This is a genomic window from Ruegeria sp. CE12 (assembly GCF_056537525.1).
Genome location: NZ_JBQFRS010000011.1, coordinates 96,138 through 115,176, shown reverse-complemented (window position 1 = coordinate 115,176; position 19,039 = coordinate 96,138). Strand labels below are relative to the sequence as shown.

The following is a 19,039-nucleotide window of genomic DNA, read 5'->3' as shown; positions in this document are numbered from 1 at the left end:
GATCAGCCTCCTTAAGGGATCAGGACAAGTTTTCCCGCAAGCGCCTTGGATTGGAAATCCTCCTGCGCTTTCGCAATTTCGTTCAACGGGTAGGTTTTTGAGATCAAGGGTTTGATCTGGCCTTCGTTCATCATCGCGACAAGACGACTGAAGACCTCATAGGCCTGATGGGTACATCCGTGGATGGTAATGTCACGCAGGTAGATTTCGCGCAGGTCTGCCTCGACAATCGGACCGGCAATCGCGCCGGACACGGCATAGTGCCCGCCGGGCTTCACCGCGCGTATGAGGCCGGGCCAAGCAGGTCCACCAACGACATCAATCACAACGTCGAACATATCTTTGGGAAGGTTGGCATCGCGGGCGAATGTGTCTGTTGCACCCTGCCCTATGACAAAATCGGCCTTGGCTGAGCTGGTCACCCCCCAGACAGCGGCACCGCGTAACGCCGCCAACTGCACAGCCGCCAATCCCACACCGCCGGATGCGCCGGTAACCAGAACCTTGTGTCCTGCGGTTATGCCTGCGCGTGTCAGCAGGTTTTCAGCTGTCCCAAAAGCACACGGGATTGCAGCAATTTCGACATCAGTCAGCGGGGATGCAGAAACATCATAGAGATCGTCCGCTTCGACCAGACAATATTGGGCAAATGCACCGTCGATCTCAGAACCCAACGCAATGAACCCCTGAGGATTTCCGGGGCGCGGGCGCGGCAAATTGATAGGACAGGTAACGCGCTGGCTAGGATCAAAGGAAACACCCGGTCCAACCGCGTCAACAATCCCGCACAGATCACCACCCTGAATGCGTGGAAAAGCTAGGGCACCGCCCCAGCCGCCTGTCTCGACATCCTGTTCAACGGAATCCGTCGCAGCCGTCACATCAGACGAGTACCATCCGATCCGGGTATTGATATCCGTGTTGTTGACCCCTGCTGCAGCAACTTTGACCAGAACCTGACCGGGTCCGGGCGTTGGAACAGGGATATCGTCCCTCCATTCCAGCACCTCCGGCCCGCCGTGACGGGTCAGGTAAACTCCGGACATTGTCTTTGGTGTTGCCATGACGTCCCTTTCAGACAGTGTCGTCGGGATGCGCGGGAACCGGTCCCATGGGGATGATGTCATAGCGACTGTTGAGTTCAGCCATCTTGGCCTCGTCTGCAAAATCAGCCTCAGTCATTGTTGCAAGTTCAGCCAGAAACCCGTCGAAACCCGAAGGCTGAAAGATCATCAGCATCCGGGCCGGAGCATTATTGGCAACGCGACAGGCATGGGGTACGCCGGGCGGAACATGCATTGTCGTCCCTTGCTTGCAGCAATGCCAATCCCCATCGACATAGAAATCGACCTCGCCCTCAAGAAAGTAAAAGGTCTCGGCATGCGTATCGTGCCGATGCAAACCCAGCGCAAAGCTGGATTTGAGGTTGTCCTCCATGAGCGTATAGGCGCCACCGGTGTCCTGACCGGACACTTTGACAAAGGTATGATCGTTTTCCCAGTCATAGTTGGGACCCTCACCGGGTCCCAGTTTGGCGTACCTTGTGCCCATGGAGGCCTCCTTATCGCGATCAGGCGCGGAGCCGCTCGTTTTCAGCATCCCAGAGCGGCTGATCTTCCTGTACCACAGCGCGGCACTTTTCGCCGTAGATTTCGACCTCAAGCTCGGTACCCGGCACCGCCAGATCAGGGCGAACCATGCCCAGCGCGACTGACGCATTGATGCGATAGCCCCATGCGCCAGAGGTGGTTTCGCCAACAATCTGGCCATCATGCCAGATGCAGGACATGTACGGCGCGTCGCAATCCTTGGCATCGACCAGCAAGGTTACGAATTGCTTCTTCGCGCCCTGCTGCTTTTCGTTCAGGATTGCAGCCTTGCCGGGGAAGTCCTGCGGTTTATCGAGTTTAACAAACCGACCCAGACCACCTTCGAGCAGCGAGAAGTCAGTCGACAGATCGCCTTTCCACGCACGGTATCCCTTTTCGATGCGCAGGCTGTTGAGCGCATACATTCCAAAGGGCTTGGCACCCGCATCGATGATCGCCCCGTAGATCGCGGGCATGTGCTCGTTCAGGGCGTGCACTTCCCAGCCCAACTCTCCGGCGAAGGAAACGCGGATCAGATAGGCAGGCTGGCCAGCAACAGTTGCCGATTGGTGGGTCAGCCATCCGGTCGACAGATCCGCATCGGTCAGACCCGACAGGATCTCACGCGATTTCGGACCGGTCACGATCAGCGTGTCACGGGTAGTGGTCACATCATCGACTGTAACGCCGGCAGGCATAGCATTGATCAGGATGTCCCGATCATGCCACTGAGCGGTCGCAGCTGTGATCATCATGAACTCGTCGTCACCTAGACGGATACAGGACATCTCGGTCAGAATGCGGCCACGGTCGTCAGAGACATAGATCAGGTTCATCCGGCCTACTTTTGGCAACCCACCGGTTGCGAGACCGCGCAATGCCTCAGCGGCACCCTCTCCTTTGACCATGAAGCGCGAGAAGCCTGGCAAATCCAAAACGCCACAATGATCCCGCACGGCCTCGCATTCTTCTTTGATCCGTTGCTCCCAAGGGCCGGAACGACCCCATGTGTGAGTGCTTTCCTCGCTTACATCATCACCGGGTTGCGCGAACCAGTTGGCACGCTCCCAGCCGTTGTAAGCACCCATGACACCACCCAGTTCCTTAACCTTGGCATGCACCGGCGACAGTTTCTTGTCGCGCGCCGCAGGCCATTCGTGATGAGGGAAGTGCATGGCGTATTCGTTGCCGTAGACTTCCAGCCCTTTCTGGTTGCAGTAGTCCTGATCGGTGTAGTCGGTGTAGCGGCGCGGATCGACGGCCCACATGTCCCACTCGGTGAAACCATCGACAATCCACTCGGCCAACACTTTGCCGGCACCACCACCCTGCGCGATACCGAAGGTGAATGTGTGCGCCTCAAATGCGTTCTGAACACCTGGCATCGGGCCAATCAGCGGCAGACCATCCGGGGCATATGGGATTGGTCCGTTGATCACACGACCAACGCCCGATGTCGCCATCAGCGGCACGCGCTCCATCGCATCGGTGACGATATCCTCGATGCGGTCCAGATCATCATTCCACAGCTGGAAGCTGAAGTCTTCGGGCATCGGATCATCCTCAGTCATCCAATGGCCCTTGCAGTTGGGCTCGTACGGACCAAGGTTGAAGCCGTTCTTTTCTTGCCGCAGATAGTAAGAGATATCCACGTCACGCAGCAGCGGCAGTTTCTTACCACCGTTTTCCTTCGACCAGGCTTCGATTTCAGGCACTTCGTCCGTCAACAAATACTGGTGGCTCATGACCATCGCAGGAACGGTTCGCCCGCCGAACGGCTTGAACCATTCACCTACACGTTGCGCATAGTATCCGGCCGCGTTCACGACATAGTCACAGTCGATATCACCCTTTTCGGTGTGCACGGTCCATGTGCCATCTTCCTTCTGCGTCACACCCGTCGCAGGGGTGAACCGCAAAATCTTCTGACCCATGTCGCGGGCGCCTTTGGCCAACGCCTGCGTCAGCTGCGCCGGGTCGATGTCACCATCGCTTGGGTCAAACAGCACGCCCTCAAGGTCGTGGGTTTCAAGGAACGGGTATTGGTCCTTGGCCTGTTCCGGCGTCCACATCTCCATCTCGATGCCCTGATAGCGGCCCATGGCGCATGCGCGCTCGAACTCCTGCATCCGCTCTTTGCTGTGTGCCAGACGGATCGAGCCGGACTGATGATAGTTCATCGGATAGTCGACCTCTTCCCCAAGGCGCGCATACAGCTCGGTTGAGTAGCGCTGCATGTTCATGATCGCCCAAGAGGTCGAGAAGGTAGGCACGTTACCAGCCGCGTGCCAGGTCGAGCCAGCAGTCAGCTCGTTCTTTTCCAGCAAAACGCAGTCAGTCCAGCCCTTTTTGGCCAGATGGTAGAGCGAGGAGGCCCCCACCACACCGCCACCGATGATGACCACGCGGGCTTTCGTCGGAAAATCACTCATGTCTTTCAGTTCCTGTTATTGCGCCTCTTGAGGCAGGTCGTCCGTGATGTCGTAGTAGTCGCCCTTGTCAGCCACAAAGATGTGGCGGGCGAGTTTCAGTCCGGTAGGTGCATCCAGCACCCCCATGGAAATCGAAATCGTGTCTTCGTCATTGTGCTGCCAGAACAGGAATGAACCGCAATTCCGGCAGAATCCGCGCCGGGCAAAATCCGAGGCGCGGAACCAGCTAAGCGTATCGCTGGCCGTAAAGCTCAGATTGTCCTGATGGGTCCAGGTCGAAGCCCAGACATGGCCCGATTGCCTGCGACACTGGCCGCAATGGCAAACTGATGGTGGCGACAGCTCTCCTTCAATCGTGAAAGCCACCGAACCGCACAGACAAGAACCAGTATGCATTACCTTATCCTCTTGCTGCGGGCGTGGTGCTGGTTCCCAGCAACACACCGTAGATGATGAAACACGTCGCCATGACCCGGCGCACCCAGATGTTGAACACCGCGCCCAGCGCTGCTTTGCCCATCAGGGCACCCAGTAGTGTAAAGCCTGTGTAGCTGAGCGTTGTGATGACCAAAGCGGTCGGCATGATGATCGTCATTTGCTGCCAGATCGACACGTCGGGCTGCACGAACTGCGAAAACGCAGCAAGGTAGCCGGCAACACTTTTTGGGTTGATTGTGGCAACGGCCAGCGCATGCAGATAGACGTGGCGCGCAGGGCGTTCCGTTGCAGGAGCCGGTTTAGTCGCGTTCATCCAACCGCGAACACCCAGCCAGATCAGAAAGCCGGCACCGATCAGCTTGGCAATAAAGAACCCTGTCGGAGAGGCCGCGATCAATGCGGTTATGCCTAACGCCGACAAGATCAGAAATGCACTGGCCTGTGTCAGGATCGCCAGCACGCCCAGCATCGCCTTGGGGAACGGCAGGCTCATCCCGTTTGAGATGCAGTTAACTGCATTCGGGCCCGGGGTGGTCACGAATACCACCCAGAAAACCGCAAATATGGTCCACGCCTCAAAGCTCATCAGTACACCGGTGGAGCGATGACCCAAACTGCAACAGCAGGCTCGTCATAGGGGTTGGACCATTGGTAGGGCTCGTGCTTGATCCGGAAACTGTCGCCGGGACCAACGGTGTATTCGCGATCTCCGATTTTCAGATCAAGCTGGCCGGAAACCAAATAGCCGACTTCCTGCGTGGGGCGGTTCGCCGGGGTTTGCATATGGGAGTGCGGCTGAAATGTGGAATGCACCATCTCGAAATCGTCGGTCAGATCGGGTGAAAGCAGCTCTTCGATTAGCCCTTCTTCGCCCGAACCCATGGGACGGCGTGATCCCGCGCGAACAATATGACCCTGTTCGTCAGCAGGTGCAGCCGAATGTGCGAACAACATCGACATCGGAACACCCAGACATTGAGCAATCTGCCGCAGATCAGAGATCGAGGGCTCTGACATGTCGCGTTCAACCTGACTGAACCAACCGACTGATCGATCAAGCTTGGCAGCTATCTCGGCAAGTGTCAGTCCGCGCGCCTTTCTCAAGGCACGGATATCGGCACCAAGTGTCGCGCTATGAGGGGCTTGGTCGTTCAAGAACCGCTCCGAATCTCGTGAAATTTTCTCCTCGTTTTTCACGATGCCTCGAATCGGTGAAAAAACCAAGCGTTTTTTCATTTGCTGCGATCATAGGCATTGGCTATGTCCGGCGCATGTGGATCGCGATCATGTATCTTTGGGCCATCAACGGGCTGACACTGTTGGCTTTTGGCTGGGACAAGCTGCGTGCTCGTCGCAAGAAGCGACGGATACCGGAACGCAGGCTGTTGTGGCTGGCCGCTCTGGGCGGTAGCCCCGGCGCTCTGGTCGGGCGCTGGATTTTTCAGCACAAGACCCGCAAGCGCAGCTTTTCTGTCTGGTTATTCGCGATCACTGCTATTCAGTTGGCGACTTACTATTTAATAGCGTCAGGCGCTTTATCGATACAATCGTGATTAAAGGCGAGCAGCCATGCCTTACAAGGCACGCTGCAAATCATCCGCTGTAAGTACTGGCTGAATTTCAATTGATGCGTTGAGCGCTGCAAACAGCGGTTCGTTGAGCTTAGGCATCCGGGCCTGATCTGTTTCTTCAAAGATGATGATACCCATGCGCTTACCATCTTCGAGCGCGAAGTAAGACGCCTCGGCCTTGACCTCTTCGATCAGCCCGGCAATCGTCTTACCCAATGTACCGTCGCGCTCGGCCTCGTTTCCTTTTTCAACCGGAATCGTGAATTTCATCATCAAACGCATTGTGTTCTCCAATACTTGAACCTGCAGCGCTTGTATCAGAAACCGCTCAATCGCTCACGCGGTATCCACGCGCAGCGTTTTCTCAGACCTTTGAATCATCGTCTATGACTAGGCAAACACAGTCGACAAAATCGCACCAATCGCGTCTGCGTCAGCTTGGGTAAAGGCATCAGGCTGATCACTGTCGATATCAAAGACCGCTATGATTTCGCCCGCGGCATTCCGAACCGGCAGCACCAGTTCTGAACGTGTCGATGACGCGCAGGCAATGTGCCCCGGGAATGCATCCACATCCGGCACCAGTTGCGTTTCACCTGTGCGAGCAGCTGCACCGCAAACACCGCGCTCGAATGGAATGACAAGACAGCCGTGCCCGCCCTGATAAGGCCCTATCTTCAATAGACCCGGTTCAGTCACACGATAGAAACCCGTCCAGTCGAACCGATCATCCGAATGGTGCACTTCGCAGGTAACAGTCGCCATGAGTGCGACTTCATCGGTTTCACCTTCAGTCAGTGCAGCGATTGTCTTTGCAAGCGTGTCGTAATCGGCGGTCATGGCAATGCTCTTGATAGATTTGGGAAAGGACTTCCCTTTCCCAAACCCGGTTTCATTCGATCCGGAAGTATTTGGAAATAGCCGAGGCGTCAAACACGTTCGATCGCGATGGCCGTACCTTCACCACCCCCGATGCAAATGGCAGCCACACCTCGTTTGAGTCCGCGTTTCTCAAGCGCGTTCAGCAGTGTCACCATGATGCGAGCACCGGACGCACCGATAGGATGGCCCAGTGCACACGCACCACCGTTTACGTTTACCTTATCGCGCTGAAGACCCATTTCATGCATGAACGCCATCGGAACAACGGCGAAGGCTTCGTTGACTTCCCAGAGATCAACCTCATCAGCACTCCAACCGATCCGATCAAGAAGTTTCCGGGCAGCAGGAACGGGGGCCGTTGTGAAAAGACCCGGCGCTTGCGCATGGCTGGCGTGCCCGACAATCCTTGCACGCACCGTCAGTCCCTTTGCCTCGGCCGCGTCTGCGGAAGCCAGTACCAGTGCGGCTGCACCATCTGAGATTGACGAGGAATTGGCAGCCGTCACGGTGCCATCCTTACGGAAGGCTGGCTTCAGCGTCGGAATTTTCTCAGGGCGGGCAGATTTGGGCTGTTCATCTGCATCGCGAGAAGTTTCACCTTTACGAGTTTTGACGAGAACCGAGGCAATTTCACCATCGAAAGCTCCACTCTCCTGCGCAGCCAGTGCATTCGACAACGACCGAAGCGCATACTCATCCTGCGCCTCGCGAGTGAATTGATAGGCCTCAGCGCAGTCTTCCGCGAAGGTCCCCATCAAACGGCCTTTGTCATAGGCATCTTCCAGACCATCCAAAAACATATGGTCTACGACCTGGCCATGGCCGATCCGGGCACCGCCGCGCATTTTGGGCAGAAGATACGGGGCGTTGGTCATGCTCTCCATTCCGCCAGCAACCATCGTATCCGCATGGCCTAGCGAAATCTGGTCAAAGGCCATCATCGCCGCCTTCATGCCCGATCCGCACATCTTGTTCAGCGTGGTGGCCGGCACCTCTTCGCCAAGTCCCGCTGCGAACCCGGCCTGCCGAGCCGGAGCCTGACCCTGTCCGGCCGGAAGAACGCAGCCCATCAGCACTTCGTCCACTGTCGATGTACCCGCACCTTCGAGAGCTGCGCGGATAGCGGCCCCACCCAGATCAGCAGCGGCAACCCCATCAAACATACCCTGGAACCCACCCATCGGCGTCCGGGCGGCACCGGCGATCACGACCTCTTTCATCTCAACTCCTCCTCTTTTGATGAGTTGAATACCGAATGGTAAGAAATGCCGTCTAGCGTATTTCTACGAGGTTTTTTAGTTTTGGAGAGTGGCGCCAATGGCTCTGACCAGCAGCACGACCGGCACGACGCAGGTTATTACAGTTCGCGCGGATCGGATTGATGCCGCCATGGCCATCCAATTCAAAGAGGACATGCGATGCCAAACCGAAGGCGGGCCCACACGCGTCATACTGGACCTGAGCTCTGTCGAATTCATCGATTCCAGCGGTCTGGGAGCGATAGTCGCCTCGATGAAACAACTCGGCAACGGGCGCACTCTGGATCTGGCCGGACTTCATCCGGTTGTTGAAAAGGTATTTCGATTAACGCGCATGGACACAGTTTTCAGATTATATCCAACCATGGACAGCGCCCTTTCGACGGCGGTGGAACAATAGTCGGCGGGAGTTGACGAGTGTGAACCGCAAGTGTGACAAGAAATGCCTTGAGCTGAGCTTTCCGGCAGTCGAAGCGGAGGCAAGCATTGGGATTGCGACGCTTAGCGCGCGATTGACCCAAAACGGTTTGCCTGAACACAAAACCGATGACGTCAAGATTGCTCTTGCAGAGGCCATCAATAACGTTGTCGAGCATGCCTATTCGGGAATAGCCCCGGCAAATGTGCAGGTGAATTGCCGCCTTTGCAAAGAACGTTTGGAAATCGTGATCTCGGATAGCGGCGCTCCGTTGCCCGGCCTGCGCATTCCTGACGGCAAACCGGCGGCATTGGGATCAAGCATTCAGAACCTGCCAGAAGGCGGATTTGGCTGGTTCCTGATCCACCAGCTTACAAGCGAAATTCGCTACGAACGGTATGACGGTAACAACCATTTGTGCTTGCGATTTGACCTGTAAGAGCGGCATCGAATGGCCACAATAACGCCGTTTTCGCACCATTGTCGCGCCGCAAACAAATGTGAAAAACAGAATGTAGCTCAGATAGCTTCCCTCGGCGCCTTGTGTCACAGCCCCCACCCAGTGAACGGCGCCGAGGAACTTCTCCTTGAAATGACTGGACAAACTTTAAGCGCGTTCTAGTGTCGGCGTGTTCAAAGGGAGAGCGGTATCATGCGTGATTTGCACATGCCGGGCCGATCCGAGGTTCTGGCGACTGAGGGGATGTGCGCAACATCTCATCCACTGGCGGCTAAGGTAGCTCTGGATATTCTGGCTCAAGGTGGCAATGCGATGGATGCCGCAATTGCAGGCGCGGTGTTGCTGGGTATTTGCGAACCTCAGATGACCGGCCTCGGCGGTGATTGCTTTGTGCTCTATAACCGCCCCGGTGAAAATAACATTCGCGCTTTGAACGGATCGGGCCGGGCCGCGTCCGCCGCGACAGCGCAATCGCTGCGTGCTCAAGGTCTGTCTGCTGTGCCGCTGAACAGCCCTGATGCAGTCACCATACCCGGCGCAGTGGATGCATTTTGTCATTTGTCGGAAACAGAGGGACGTCTGGGTCTCGATACCATTCTACAACCAGCTATTCAGTACGCTGAGATTGGCGTGCCCGTCGCCCCGCGCGTGGCGTTTGACTGGGCAACCGGGGTCTCAACCTTGCAAGGTGCGGCGCGAGACCACTATCTGATCAACGGCAAAGCGCCCAAAATCGGGCAAGTTTTCCGCTCACCCGGGCAGGCAGAAGTCTTACGGCGAATTGCCACAGAAGGTCGGGATGCATTTTATTCAGGGGAAGTTGCTGATGACATGATCGCCACCCTGACAGCCAAAGGTGGCGTACACACGGCCAAGGATTTTGCAGATACAAAGTGCAGTGAAACCCAGCCGGTCAGTGGCGAATATGGCGGCACGGAACTCGTCGAGCACCCACCAAACGGTCAAGGCGCAACTGCAATCCTTCTACTGAATATCCTGAAACATTTCGATTTGGCCGGGATGGATCCATGGGGCGCAGAGCGCGTTCATATCGAGGCCGAAGCAACCAAGCTTGCCTATGATGCAAGGGACCGATTCATCGCGGATCCGAACTACACCACCCGAATGGAGCATTTTCTGGCACCAGAAACCGCCGCAGAACTGGCTGCATTGATCAATCCACAAAAAGCGATGGCAGCCGCAGCACCATTGACCGAGGCGGTTCACAAAGACACGGTTTACATCACAGTCGTGGACCGGGACCGTATGGCCGTATCACTCATCTATTCCATCTTTCACAGCTTCGGGTCGGGGATTGCTTCTGACAAATTCGGGATTTTGCTGCAAAATCGGGGGGCCGGTTTCACACTCGAGGCGGGGCACCCTAACGAGCTTGGTGGCGGTAAACGTCCAATGCACACCATCATCCCCGGCATGTTGCGCCAGAACGGCAAGGTTACGATGCCATTTGGTGTAATGGGCGGCGCGTATCAGCCAACTGGCCATGCGCGCTTCTTGTCAAACCTCACCGATTTTGGCCTTGAACTGCAACAAGCAGTGGATGCGCCGCGCGCATTTGTCGAAGATGGCACTTTGAAACTGGAACGTGGCTATTCAGATCAAGTTTTGAGACAATTATCCGACTTTGGCCACAATGTTGAGATCAGGGAAACGCCATTGGGCGGAGCTCAGGCCATACGAATCCGTGAAGACGGAGTTCTGGAAGGAGCAAGTGACCCACGAAAAGATGGTTGCGCACTAGGCTATTGATGAAAACCCAAAGGCGTCAATCTCAACCGGTCAAATCAGTTCAACTGGAAGTGCAGCGGGTACGACCCGTCTTCGAATGGTCCAAACATATCTGGGATATCCGGATGGTCCACCGGTTCACCGGATTGGTCCTCAACCAGATTTTGTTCAGAAACATAAGCCACATAGAAGGATTGATCGTTCTCGGCCAACAGGTGGTAGAACGGTTGATCCTTGATCGGACGGCTGTCTTCCGGGATCGCCTGATACCATTCTTCGGTATTTGCAAATTCCGGATCCACGTCAAAAATCACCCCTCGGAAGGGATGTTTTTTGTGTCGAACCACCTGACCCAGGCGGTACTTGGCATGTGTCTTCAGCATTGTTTCAGCCCCCAAACACGTTACTACATCTTTCCGGGCCGGATTGCCAATCATTGATCTGAAATTCAGGGAAACAGTCTGTGAACCTCATACTGACAGTGTTCGAAATCGTGGCCCCCGTCTTCCTGTTGTCAGGGATTGGATTCACGTGGGTTAAGCTGGGATTCGAGTATCGGCTTCAGTTCGTTACACGCTTTGCGATGACATTGGCGGTGCCCAGCCTGATCTTCGTCGCCCTGATGCAGACCGAAATCCCGGGCGGGGATCTATCCCGGTTCACGCTCGCTACCATCGCAGCCAATCTTATTCTGGCTGTCGTTTTCTGGGTGCTGGTTCGCGTGCTGAAGCTCGAGCAACGCACATATCTTTCTCCGCTTATATTTGGGAATACCGGCAATCTGGGCCTACCATTGTGCATCTTTGCATTTGGTCAGGCCGGACTTGGGTATGCAGTGATTTTCCTGGCCGTTACGGCTTTGTTTTCATTCACTTACGGCATCTATCTGGTCGCGGGAAAAGGTGCATTTGGCAAAGTTGTACGTGAACCCATGGTGTGGGCGACATTGCTGGGTGCCCTGTTTCTGTGGCGTGGATGGGAAACACCCTTGTTCCTGACAAATACGCTGGATTTGCTGGGGCAGATGGCGGTTCCGATGATGCTGATTACTGTTGGGGTCGCGATCGCACGTCTGACAACCCACAGCCTGAGCCAAGCAGTCTGGTTATCGATGCTTAAGCTGGCAGTGTGCTTTGCCTTGGGGTGGGGAATCGCCGTTGCCTTTGAGCTCGAAGCGATCGCGTTTGGTGTTCTTGTCGTACAGATGTGTACGCCGGTTGCGGTGACCTCATATCTGTTGGCTGAGCGGTTCAATGCCAACTCGGATGCGGTTGCCGGAATGGTTATGGTCTCGACACTGCTTTCAGTGGCCGCATTACCTGTCGTTCTGGCTATGGTTTTGTAACGATTGTGATTTCCTAAGCGGTCAATTTGCGCTAGAATGCCGAAAAAAGGCACGAGGCACATGAGCAGAATTCTTTTCGTACTCTTCGGGGTGCTTCTTTTGGCATCCTGCGGGGGCGGGTCTCAGCGACCCCCCAGCAATCTGAATGACGCCTGCAGCATTGCGCGCGAGCGTCCGGATTTCATCAAGGCCTTCAAAAGCACCGAACGCAAATGGGGTGTTCCCGTGCATGTTCAGATGGCCACGATCTATCAGGAAAGCCGTTATCGGCATGATGCACGCACCCCACATAAATACGTACTGGGCGTGATCCCCATGGGACGTCAAAGCAGTGCCTATGGGTTCAGTCAGGCACTGGACGGAACATGGGATGAGTATCAACGCGAAACCGGGAAACGCCGCGCGAAGCGGGATCGGATTCGTGACGCATCTGACTTTGTCGGCTGGTACATGAACAAAAGCTATGAGCGGAACGGTATCCACCCCAGCGATACGCGCAATCAGTATCTGGCCTATCACGAAGGGCACACTGGCTTCTCGCGCGGTACCTACAACAACAAGTCGTGGCTGCTGCGGGTAGCCAACGATGTTGACGCCCGCGCGCAGCTTTATCAGGCCCAGTTGGCCAGCTGCAGATACTAGCTAGTACCCTTGCGGGTCAGCGATCAGCTGACCCGCTTCTTTTTCTGTTGGAAAACAGGCTCTGATCCACAGACCCTGTCTCGTTCAACGGGCCAAGCAAAACGGTTGTCTGACTGCCTGCATTGTCATGAATAACCCATTTGCGCAGTTCGATCGGCTCACCAGTGAACATCAGTTCAATGCGACCCGACTCCGGGTTTTTGGGATCCTGTGCGGTCACAACGGTCGCTGTGCCATCAAAATCATGCCCCACGACCATATTGGCCTGATTCAGGTTCACGTTTCGGGCCAAAACCAACGATAGCGGTGTACGCTTTAGCGGATACTGCTCGGGTGGCTGATTGGACTTTGGATCAAAAATCATCACCGTCCCGGCACGTGCAAGTACCACAGCACTGTTGGGCGGGTCATATTCGAAGCGCATCTTTCCCGGTCTTTGCAGCCACAGCTTACCTGTGCTGAGCGATCCGTCGTCGTTCACCTGCGTGAACGTCGTCTGAACCGTCTTCATATTGTTCAGGTAGTTGGAAATCTGAGAGAGAGGCAGCTTATCAGCAGCCCAGGCCGCCGGAGCAGCCAGTGTAAATGCAAGGGCAAAGGCAATCTGTTTCATAAGCTACCAGATAAGCGCTTTGCCCTTGTTATTAAATATCCTACTGCTCAGGAACGAGGATTTCGCGCTTACCGACGTGATTTGCCGCCGAAACAACGCCTTCGTCCTCCATTTGCTCAACAAGTCGCGCAGCTTTGTTGTAGCCAATGGCGAGTTTCCGCTGAATGTATGAGGTCGAGCATTTGCGATCCTTGATCACAATCGCCACCGCCTGATCATACAGAGCATCCTCACCGTTGGTATTGCCACCCGTATTGAGCCCCAGAACAGCGTCAATGTTATCGGCCTTGTCCTCGGCCGGACCATCAACGACACCACCGATATAGTCCGGCGGACCAAACTGCTTGAGGTGGTTCACAACCTCTTCAACTTCTTCATCCGAAACAAACGGGCCATGGCAGCGCGTGATCTTGGCACCGCCGGCCATATAGAGCATATCACCCTGCCCCAGCAGTTGTTCGGCACCCATTTCACCCAGGATGGTACGGCTGTCGACCTTTGAGGTCACCTGGAATGATATCCGGGTGGGGAAGTTCGCTTTGATCGTACCGGTGATCACATCCACCGATGGGCGCTGCGTGGCCATGATCAGGTGAATGCCTGAGGCGCGCGCCATCTGTGCCAGACGCTGGATACAGGCTTCGATTTCTTTACCTGCAACCATCATCAGGTCCGCCATCTCGTCGACGATGACCACGATATAGGGCATGGACTTGGGCTCGAACTCTTCGGTCTCGAACATCGGTTCGCCGGTTTCATCGTCGAAGCCGGTCTGAACTGTACGACTGAACATCTCGCCCTTGGCCAGCGCATCCTTCACACGGCCATTGTAGCCCGCGATGTTACGCACACCCATCTTGGACATCTTGCGATAGCGGTCTTCCATCTCGCCCACGACCCATTTCAAGGCAACAACCGCCTTTTTGGGGTCGGTAACGACCGGCGACAGCAGATGCGGAATGCCGTCATAGACCGAAAGTTCCAGCATTTTGGGGTCGATCATGATCAGGCGGCATTCATCCGGCGACAGCTTGTACAGCAGTGACAGGATCATGGTGTTGATCGCAACCGACTTACCCGAACCCGTCGTACCCGCAATCAGCAGGTGAGGCATCTTGGCGAGATTGGCCACGACCGAGTCACCACCGATGTCCTTGCCCAGCGCAAGCGGCAATGCCTGATTGCCATCGCCAAAGTCACGGCTTGCAAGAATCTCGCGCAGAACAACCATTTCGCGGTTTTCGTTCGGAAGTTCGATACCGATGACCGAGCGGCCCGGCACCGTTGAAACACGTGCCGAAAGGGCTGACATCGAGCGGGCAATATCGTCCGCCAAACCGATCACACGGCTGGCTTTCAGACCCGGCGCAGGTTCCAGCTCGTACATGGTGACCACAGGGCCAGGGCGAACGCTGACGATCTCGCCCTTTACGCCGTAGTCATCCAGAACATTTTCCAGCATCCGAGCGTTTTCTTCCAACGCTTCATCACTCAGATGGTGGCGTTGAATGCCTGTCGGATTGGTCAACAAGCCCAGAGGCGGCAGTTCGAAATCCGAGTGACGCTCTTCAAAGGACAAGGTAGGCTGCGCCTCGGCCTGCGCACGGCGGGATGGCAGAACATTCCGGCGAACTGGTTGAGCTACGACCGGCTTGCGTGGCTCAGCCACGGGAATTTTCATTGCTGGTGCTGCAGGGGCTACAGGCTCAACTGCTTCCTCGAACACTGCCTCGTCTTCGTAGCCCGGATCCGACGGATCGTCCTGAACATAACCAGCTTCGGACGCGTAGTCCGGTTCGGGCGCGTATTCGTTGATCTGAGGCTGTTCCCACTGTGATGCTTCCATCGCCGTCATCGGTGGCTCTGGCGGCAAACCATCAGATGTCAGCGGCGGCTCAGCTGGCAATTCGCCCGATTGCATCGAATTCAGGATCAACGGGTCCGGCCCTCTGCCCCGGCCTTTGGTCAGCGGCAGATTGGGATCGGGTTCAGGGGTCAGCTCTCCTGATGCAACTTTGCGGTTGCGCACGGCTGCCGAGATTTTTGAGCGAATACGGTCCTCGCCCGGCATTTCATCATAGCCCTGGACAGGTTCGGGATCGACCAGTTCCGGCTCTGGCATAGGTTCGGGGCGACGGATCAGAGCAGGCATCCGCGCCAACAGCCCCGTTTTGGCCACTGGTTCGGGTTGCTCAATCTCCGGTTCCTCAAAGATGGGGTCGGCGTAGGCCAGCTCATCATCAAACGTGGCCAGTGCGGGTTCAGCACGCGCTGCCTTGCGTTCTTCCCATTGCGCCCGACGTTCACGGGCCGCCTGGGCAGTCGCAGTGGCTCCACGGCCCAGAAGTTTCATCATCATGTCATATGACATCACGAGACCCAGCAGGAAGGCGCGGAACCCGCGCTGAACATCAACTTTGCTAAAGCCGAGTACGAATACCCCAAGCGCCAACATGCCTACAGCCATGGCCAGAGACATCAGCTTGACCAGAAAGTGTGAGGAGATTGGCAAAAGCGTCAGCAAAGCACCCATTACGGTGTCGCCGAATAGACCGCCAAGGCCATAGCTGTGTGTTGCACGCCACTCCGCACCCGGCACCAGCGTCGCAGCATATACTGATACAACCGCAATCCAGATTGGTGCAAAAATCAAACGGGCGACAGCGCGCTCTTCGCTGAAATGGCCCGTGAAACGGACACCCCAACCGATAAGCACCAGCGCAATACCCAGACTGCCCCAGCCCACGATCATGAACAAAGGCGCAGCAATCGATGCCCCAATCCGCCCCATCCAGTTCTGTACCGGTGCATCTGTTGACACCATCCAGTTCGGATCATCGGGCGTGTAGGACCAGATCATCGCCGCAGATGCCAAACCCAACAGGATCAGGGCAATTCCGATCAGTTCCTTACTGCGCCGCTCGAGTGCGGCCTGAGTCGTGCTGTCCAACAATGGGTCGCGATTGCGCGCGTTCAAAGATGCCATTTTGCCCTCGTACCTCACGAATAGATGCAGTCGCGGAGTGTAATCAGCCCGCGCTGCAACTCTGTTTTTGGGGCCACCATTGCGACCCTGATAAATTCTTCGCCCGGGTTCTGCCCCGGATCACCTTGTGAAAGATAAGCACCAGGCAGAACCCGAACACCGGTCTCCTGCCACAGTTTCAATGCGGTTGCTTCGCCGCTCTCGACCGGCAGCCACAGGAAAAAGCCAGCTTCGGGGGGCATATAGCCCTGTACCCCTGCAAACACATCGTCTGCGATGGCGTATTTCTCCTGATAGAACGCGCGATTCTCCTGAACATGAACTTCATCTGACCAGACCTTGGCCGCTGCAGCTTGCAGAGGCGCTGGCAGAGGTGCACCGGAATAGGCGCGCAACTGTTTCACTCGTTTGATGGTTTCCGGACCACCAGCAATAAGGCCCGAGCGCAGACCAGCCAGATTCGACCGTTTCGAAAGCGAGTTGAACAATGTGATCCGCTCAGGATCCGCGCCAAGCTCGTGCGCGACTGTCAACACACCGGTAGGAGCTTCTTCCCGATAAATCTCCGAATAGCACTCATCGGCGAAAATGCGGAAATCATACTTCTCGGCAAGCTGGATCAGCTCGGCCCAATACTCGCGTGACGCAACCGCGCCCTGCGGATTGGCCGGCGAGCAGATATAGGCAATAGCGGTGCGGTTCAGCACATCCTCGGGCAATCCAGCGTAATCCGGCAGATGCCCAGTAGCGGCGGTGGCAGGCACAAAGTAAGGCTCGGCGCCAACCGAAATCGAAGCCACCATGTAGACCTGATAGAAAGGGTTCGGGCAAAGAATGATCGGCCTTTGACCATTTTTCTGCTCGGGGCACAGCGCCATGGCAGCGTTATACAGGCCTTCACGCGTGCCATTCAGCGCCATGACGTTGGCGTCGGCATCTAAAGAAACGCCATACCTGCGCCCGATCCAATCGGTGATGGAGGCCCGCAGCTCTGGCGATCCTTCATTTGGCGGATAGCCCCGAAAATCCGCTGCATTTTCCATGATGATGTCGGTGACCCAACCCGGAAAATCGTGTTTCGGCTCACCAATCGTCATATGCACGACTTCACCGCCCGGCTGATGGTGATCCAACAGGGCGCGCAGACGCGGGAATGCATAAGCCGGTAGGTTCGAAAACCGCTCGGGGAAATTCATAACTACTGCCTCAATACCGGGATCATTTTCGCCCCGTTTTTTTGGCAGATTACAGGGCACGCCCTGCTTCGTCCAGACAAAGAGGTTCCGAATCAGGGGATTGTGGCATTCAGGCCAACGCAGTTTCGGCCGCTGATCCCAGGCGCAGCAAGACTTCTTCAGACCTCGGATAACCCAGCATCATCAACCCGCACCCCGGGGTTCCGGTAGGCAAAGTCAACGCCGCCAGACCCATCAGATTCCCGATACGCGTGTTGCGCAGGGCCAGAAGATTCTCGGTCACGTAATACTCATGATCGCTCATCAACCGATCCAGGTTTGGTGGCAGTATTGGCGCAGTCGGCGCAAGAACCGCATCGAATCCGGAAGTCGCCTCATCCCACGCAGCCCGACAGGCCTTCAGCCTGGACCACGCCGCAACATAGTCCGGACCGGAATATTCTTTCCCCATGCGGAACCGCTCCAGTATCTCCGGGTACATCGCATCTGGATTGGCCTCGATCACATCACGCCACAGCCCATAGGCTTCGGTCGTGTACAAAACACCTGACAAGGCCATCGCTTCGTTCAATTCAGGCACTTCGAGCGGGACGATTTCGGCCCCTGCATCCCGCAAACATTGCAGGGCGTGCTCATAGGCCTCGCGCGGGGTATCGCGCAGATCGTCTTTGGCTACGTTCTGCAAATCCGCAAAACGGCGGCCCTTCAATGTTGAGCCGCGCAAATCGGCCACTGGTTTGCCTTCCAGAAGCGCCAGCATATGCGCTGCATCCTCGACCGAGCGCGCCAGCGGCCCCACGGTATCGAACCTCAGGCAAAGCGGCACTGTACCCTCAAGGCTGACACGTCCGGCGGTTGTTTTCAGACCCACCAGGTTGTTCCACGCAGAGGGAATTCGGACCGACCCACCTGTATCCGAACCAATCCCACACGCCGCCAGACCCCACGCAACCGATGCCGCCGCACCTGAAGATGACCCGCCTGGCACCGCATCTTCATCATCCACACAAGGCGGTGTGTCGGTGATCGGGTTCAGCCCCAAACCGGAAAAGGCGAGCTCGCTCATATGGGTTTTGCCAAGGCAGACCGTCCCCATTGCCGTGGCATTGCGCACTACAACGGCGTCATGGTCAGGTACCCGCCCCTTCAGAAGAGCCGAACCTGCCTCTGTCCCAATACCAGCAGTGTCGAAGAGGTCTTTCCAACTGATCGGAACCCCGTCCAACAGGGAACGGCGAAGCCCTAATCCTGCCCGCTCCTGCGCAGCTTTTGCCTCTGCACGGGCACGATCGTGGGTTACGCGGGCATAAATTCGGTCCCGATGCGGGTGCGCGTCAATCGCTGCAAGATAGGTCTCCGTCAGCTCAACCGGATCGATCTGCCCCATGCCAATGCCCCGGCCCAGATCACACGCTGTCATGGTCAGCCAATCCTGCATCACACCCCTCCCGAATTCTGT

Annotated in this window: 20 protein-coding genes; 6 read left to right on the top strand and 14 right to left on the bottom strand. The window is 56.3% G+C overall.

Going from position 1 to position 19,039, the window contains the following annotated elements:
• Window positions 1-11 precede the first annotated feature (11 nt).
• From ACR0IO_RS19915 to ACR0IO_RS19890, 6 genes are read right to left on the bottom strand one after another with little or no spacing between them, the layout of a single operon-like run.
• A complete protein-coding gene (locus ACR0IO_RS19915) occupies window positions 12-1,064 on the bottom strand; it encodes an alcohol dehydrogenase family protein (protein WP_480744004.1) in 1,053 nt (350 codons plus the stop codon).
• A gap of 10 nt (window positions 1,065-1,074) precedes the next feature.
• Window positions 1,075-1,551, bottom strand: coding sequence for a cupin domain-containing protein (locus ACR0IO_RS19910; RefSeq protein WP_170336798.1), 477 nt, complete (start codon window positions 1,549-1,551; stop codon window positions 1,075-1,077).
• Window positions 1,552-1,570: 19 nt separating this feature from the next.
• On the bottom strand, window positions 1,571-4,021 hold the full coding sequence (locus tag ACR0IO_RS19905) for a GcvT family protein (RefSeq protein ID WP_480744001.1): 2,451 nt from the start codon (window positions 4,019-4,021) through the stop codon (window positions 1,571-1,573).
• A 15-nt stretch (window positions 4,022-4,036) separates the two neighbouring features.
• Window positions 4,037-4,417, bottom strand: coding sequence for a GFA family protein (locus ACR0IO_RS19900; RefSeq protein ID WP_480743999.1), 381 nt, complete (start codon window positions 4,415-4,417; stop codon window positions 4,037-4,039).
• A 4-nt stretch (window positions 4,418-4,421) separates the two neighbouring features.
• Window positions 4,422-5,045, bottom strand: a complete 624-nt coding sequence (locus tag ACR0IO_RS19895) for a LysE family translocator (RefSeq protein WP_480743996.1) — start codon at window positions 5,043-5,045, stop codon at window positions 4,422-4,424.
• A complete protein-coding gene (locus tag ACR0IO_RS19890) occupies window positions 5,045-5,614 on the bottom strand; it encodes a helix-turn-helix domain-containing protein (RefSeq protein ID WP_155145780.1) in 570 nt (189 codons plus the stop codon). The genes ACR0IO_RS19895 and ACR0IO_RS19890 overlap by 1 nt, the downstream gene beginning before the upstream one ends.
• A gap of 56 nt (window positions 5,615-5,670) precedes the next feature.
• Here ACR0IO_RS19890 and ACR0IO_RS19885 point away from each other — a divergent pair, with 56 nt between their 5' ends.
• Window positions 5,671-6,012, top strand: coding sequence for a DUF1294 domain-containing protein (locus tag ACR0IO_RS19885; RefSeq protein ID WP_480743994.1), 342 nt, complete (start codon window positions 5,671-5,673; stop codon window positions 6,010-6,012).
• 21 nt (window positions 6,013-6,033) lie between these two features.
• Here the strand turns inward: ACR0IO_RS19885 and ACR0IO_RS19880 are convergent, their stop codons facing one another.
• The 3 genes from ACR0IO_RS19880 to ACR0IO_RS19870 all read right to left on the bottom strand — a co-directional run bounded on the left by ACR0IO_RS19880 (window position 6,034) and on the right by ACR0IO_RS19870 (window position 8,132).
• Window positions 6,034-6,312, bottom strand: coding sequence for a DUF3303 family protein (locus ACR0IO_RS19880; protein WP_480743992.1), 279 nt, complete (start codon window positions 6,310-6,312; stop codon window positions 6,034-6,036).
• Window positions 6,313-6,420: 108 nt separating this feature from the next.
• Window positions 6,421-6,870, bottom strand: coding sequence for a GAF domain-containing protein (locus ACR0IO_RS19875; RefSeq protein ID WP_155145784.1), 450 nt, complete (start codon window positions 6,868-6,870; stop codon window positions 6,421-6,423).
• Window positions 6,871-6,959: 89 nt separating this feature from the next.
• On the bottom strand, window positions 6,960-8,132 hold the full coding sequence (locus ACR0IO_RS19870) for a thiolase family protein (RefSeq protein WP_480743988.1): 1,173 nt from the start codon (window positions 8,130-8,132) through the stop codon (window positions 6,960-6,962).
• 97 nt (window positions 8,133-8,229) lie between these two features.
• On the opposite strand from ACR0IO_RS19870, the gene ACR0IO_RS19865 reads away from it, so the two are divergent.
• The 3 genes from ACR0IO_RS19865 (at window position 8,230) to ACR0IO_RS19855 (ending at window position 10,819) form a co-directional block, all read left to right on the top strand.
• Window positions 8,230-8,571: an STAS domain-containing protein gene (locus ACR0IO_RS19865; RefSeq protein WP_155145788.1), complete on the top strand. Its 342-nt coding sequence runs from the start codon at window positions 8,230-8,232 to the stop codon at window positions 8,569-8,571.
• A gap of 19 nt (window positions 8,572-8,590) precedes the next feature.
• A complete protein-coding gene (locus tag ACR0IO_RS19860) occupies window positions 8,591-9,028 on the top strand; it encodes an ATP-binding protein (protein WP_209016161.1) in 438 nt (145 codons plus the stop codon).
• 213 nt (window positions 9,029-9,241) lie between these two features.
• On the top strand, window positions 9,242-10,819 hold the full coding sequence (locus ACR0IO_RS19855; protein ID WP_480743985.1) for a gamma-glutamyltransferase family protein: 1,578 nt from the start codon (window positions 9,242-9,244) through the stop codon (window positions 10,817-10,819).
• Between the two features lie 35 nt (window positions 10,820-10,854).
• On the opposite strand, the gene hspQ is transcribed toward ACR0IO_RS19855, so the two are convergent.
• Window positions 10,855-11,181 carry a heat shock protein HspQ gene (hspQ, locus tag ACR0IO_RS19850; RefSeq protein WP_155145794.1) on the bottom strand — a complete coding sequence of 109 codons (327 nt, stop codon included), beginning with the start codon at window positions 11,179-11,181 and terminating at the stop codon, window positions 10,855-10,857.
• Between the two features lie 80 nt (window positions 11,182-11,261).
• Here hspQ and ACR0IO_RS19845 point away from each other — a divergent pair, with 80 nt between their 5' ends.
• Window positions 11,262-12,143 carry an AEC family transporter gene (locus ACR0IO_RS19845; protein WP_480743983.1) on the top strand — a complete coding sequence of 294 codons (882 nt, stop codon included), beginning with the start codon at window positions 11,262-11,264 and terminating at the stop codon, window positions 12,141-12,143.
• A 60-nt stretch (window positions 12,144-12,203) separates the two neighbouring features.
• Window positions 12,204-12,785 carry a transglycosylase SLT domain-containing protein gene (locus tag ACR0IO_RS19840; protein WP_155145795.1) on the top strand — a complete coding sequence of 194 codons (582 nt, stop codon included), beginning with the start codon at window positions 12,204-12,206 and terminating at the stop codon, window positions 12,783-12,785.
• A gap of 16 nt (window positions 12,786-12,801) precedes the next feature.
• On the opposite strand, the gene ACR0IO_RS19835 is transcribed toward ACR0IO_RS19840, so the two are convergent.
• The 4 genes from ACR0IO_RS19835 to ACR0IO_RS19820 all read right to left on the bottom strand — a co-directional run bounded on the left by ACR0IO_RS19835 (window position 12,802) and on the right by ACR0IO_RS19820 (window position 19,018).
• A complete protein-coding gene (locus ACR0IO_RS19835; RefSeq protein ID WP_480743980.1) occupies window positions 12,802-13,398 on the bottom strand; it encodes a LolA family protein in 597 nt (198 codons plus the stop codon).
• Window positions 13,399-13,438: 40 nt separating this feature from the next.
• Window positions 13,439-16,384, bottom strand: a complete 2,946-nt coding sequence (locus ACR0IO_RS19830) for a DNA translocase FtsK (protein ID WP_480743978.1) — start codon at window positions 16,382-16,384, stop codon at window positions 13,439-13,441.
• A gap of 14 nt (window positions 16,385-16,398) precedes the next feature.
• Complete coding sequence (locus tag ACR0IO_RS19825) at window positions 16,399-17,580, bottom strand: aminotransferase class I/II-fold pyridoxal phosphate-dependent enzyme (protein WP_480743976.1); 1,182 nt, start codon at window positions 17,578-17,580, stop codon at window positions 16,399-16,401.
• Window positions 17,581-17,689: 109 nt separating this feature from the next.
• The gene (locus tag ACR0IO_RS19820; protein ID WP_480743973.1) at window positions 17,690-19,018 is read right to left on the bottom strand and encodes an amidase; all 1,329 of its coding nucleotides are present in this window, start codon (window positions 19,016-19,018) and stop codon (window positions 17,690-17,692) included.
• Window positions 19,019-19,039 lie beyond the last annotated feature (21 nt).

Excerpts from the sequence above, each read along its gene's own strand:
- ACR0IO_RS19915 (WP_480744004.1), bottom strand. The coding sequence starts at position 1,064 with ATGGCAACACCAAAGACAATGTCCGGAGTTTACCTGACCCGTCACGGC.
- ACR0IO_RS19910 (WP_170336798.1), bottom strand. The coding sequence starts at position 1,551 with ATGGGCACAAGGTACGCCAAACTGGGACCCGGTGAGGGTCCCAACTAT.
- ACR0IO_RS19905 (WP_480744001.1), bottom strand. The coding sequence starts at position 4,021 with ATGAGTGATTTTCCGACGAAAGCCCGCGTGGTCATCATCGGTGGCGGT.
- ACR0IO_RS19900 (WP_480743999.1), bottom strand. The coding sequence starts at position 4,417 with ATGCATACTGGTTCTTGTCTGTGCGGTTCGGTGGCTTTCACGATTGAA.
- ACR0IO_RS19895 (WP_480743996.1), bottom strand. The coding sequence starts at position 5,045 with ATGAGCTTTGAGGCGTGGACCATATTTGCGGTTTTCTGGGTGGTATTC.
- ACR0IO_RS19880 (WP_480743992.1), bottom strand. The coding sequence starts at position 6,312 with ATGCGTTTGATGATGAAATTCACGATTCCGGTTGAAAAAGGAAACGAG.
- ACR0IO_RS19875 (WP_155145784.1), bottom strand. The coding sequence starts at position 6,870 with ATGACCGCCGATTACGACACGCTTGCAAAGACAATCGCTGCACTGACT.
- ACR0IO_RS19870 (WP_480743988.1), bottom strand. The coding sequence starts at position 8,132 with ATGAAAGAGGTCGTGATCGCCGGTGCCGCCCGGACGCCGATGGGTGGG.
- ACR0IO_RS19865 (WP_155145788.1), top strand. The coding sequence starts at position 8,230 with ATGGCTCTGACCAGCAGCACGACCGGCACGACGCAGGTTATTACAGTT.
- ACR0IO_RS19855 (WP_480743985.1), top strand. The coding sequence starts at position 9,242 with ATGCGTGATTTGCACATGCCGGGCCGATCCGAGGTTCTGGCGACTGAG.
- hspQ (WP_155145794.1), bottom strand. The coding sequence starts at position 11,181 with ATGCTGAAGACACATGCCAAGTACCGCCTGGGTCAGGTGGTTCGACAC.
- ACR0IO_RS19840 (WP_155145795.1), top strand. The coding sequence starts at position 12,204 with ATGAGCAGAATTCTTTTCGTACTCTTCGGGGTGCTTCTTTTGGCATCC.
- ACR0IO_RS19835 (WP_480743980.1), bottom strand. The coding sequence starts at position 13,398 with ATGAAACAGATTGCCTTTGCCCTTGCATTTACACTGGCTGCTCCGGCG.
- ACR0IO_RS19830 (WP_480743978.1), bottom strand. The coding sequence starts at position 16,384 with ATGGCATCTTTGAACGCGCGCAATCGCGACCCATTGTTGGACAGCACG.
- ACR0IO_RS19825 (WP_480743976.1), bottom strand. The coding sequence starts at position 17,580 with ATGAATTTCCCCGAGCGGTTTTCGAACCTACCGGCTTATGCATTCCCG.
- ACR0IO_RS19820 (WP_480743973.1), bottom strand. The coding sequence starts at position 19,018 with ATGCAGGATTGGCTGACCATGACAGCGTGTGATCTGGGCCGGGGCATT.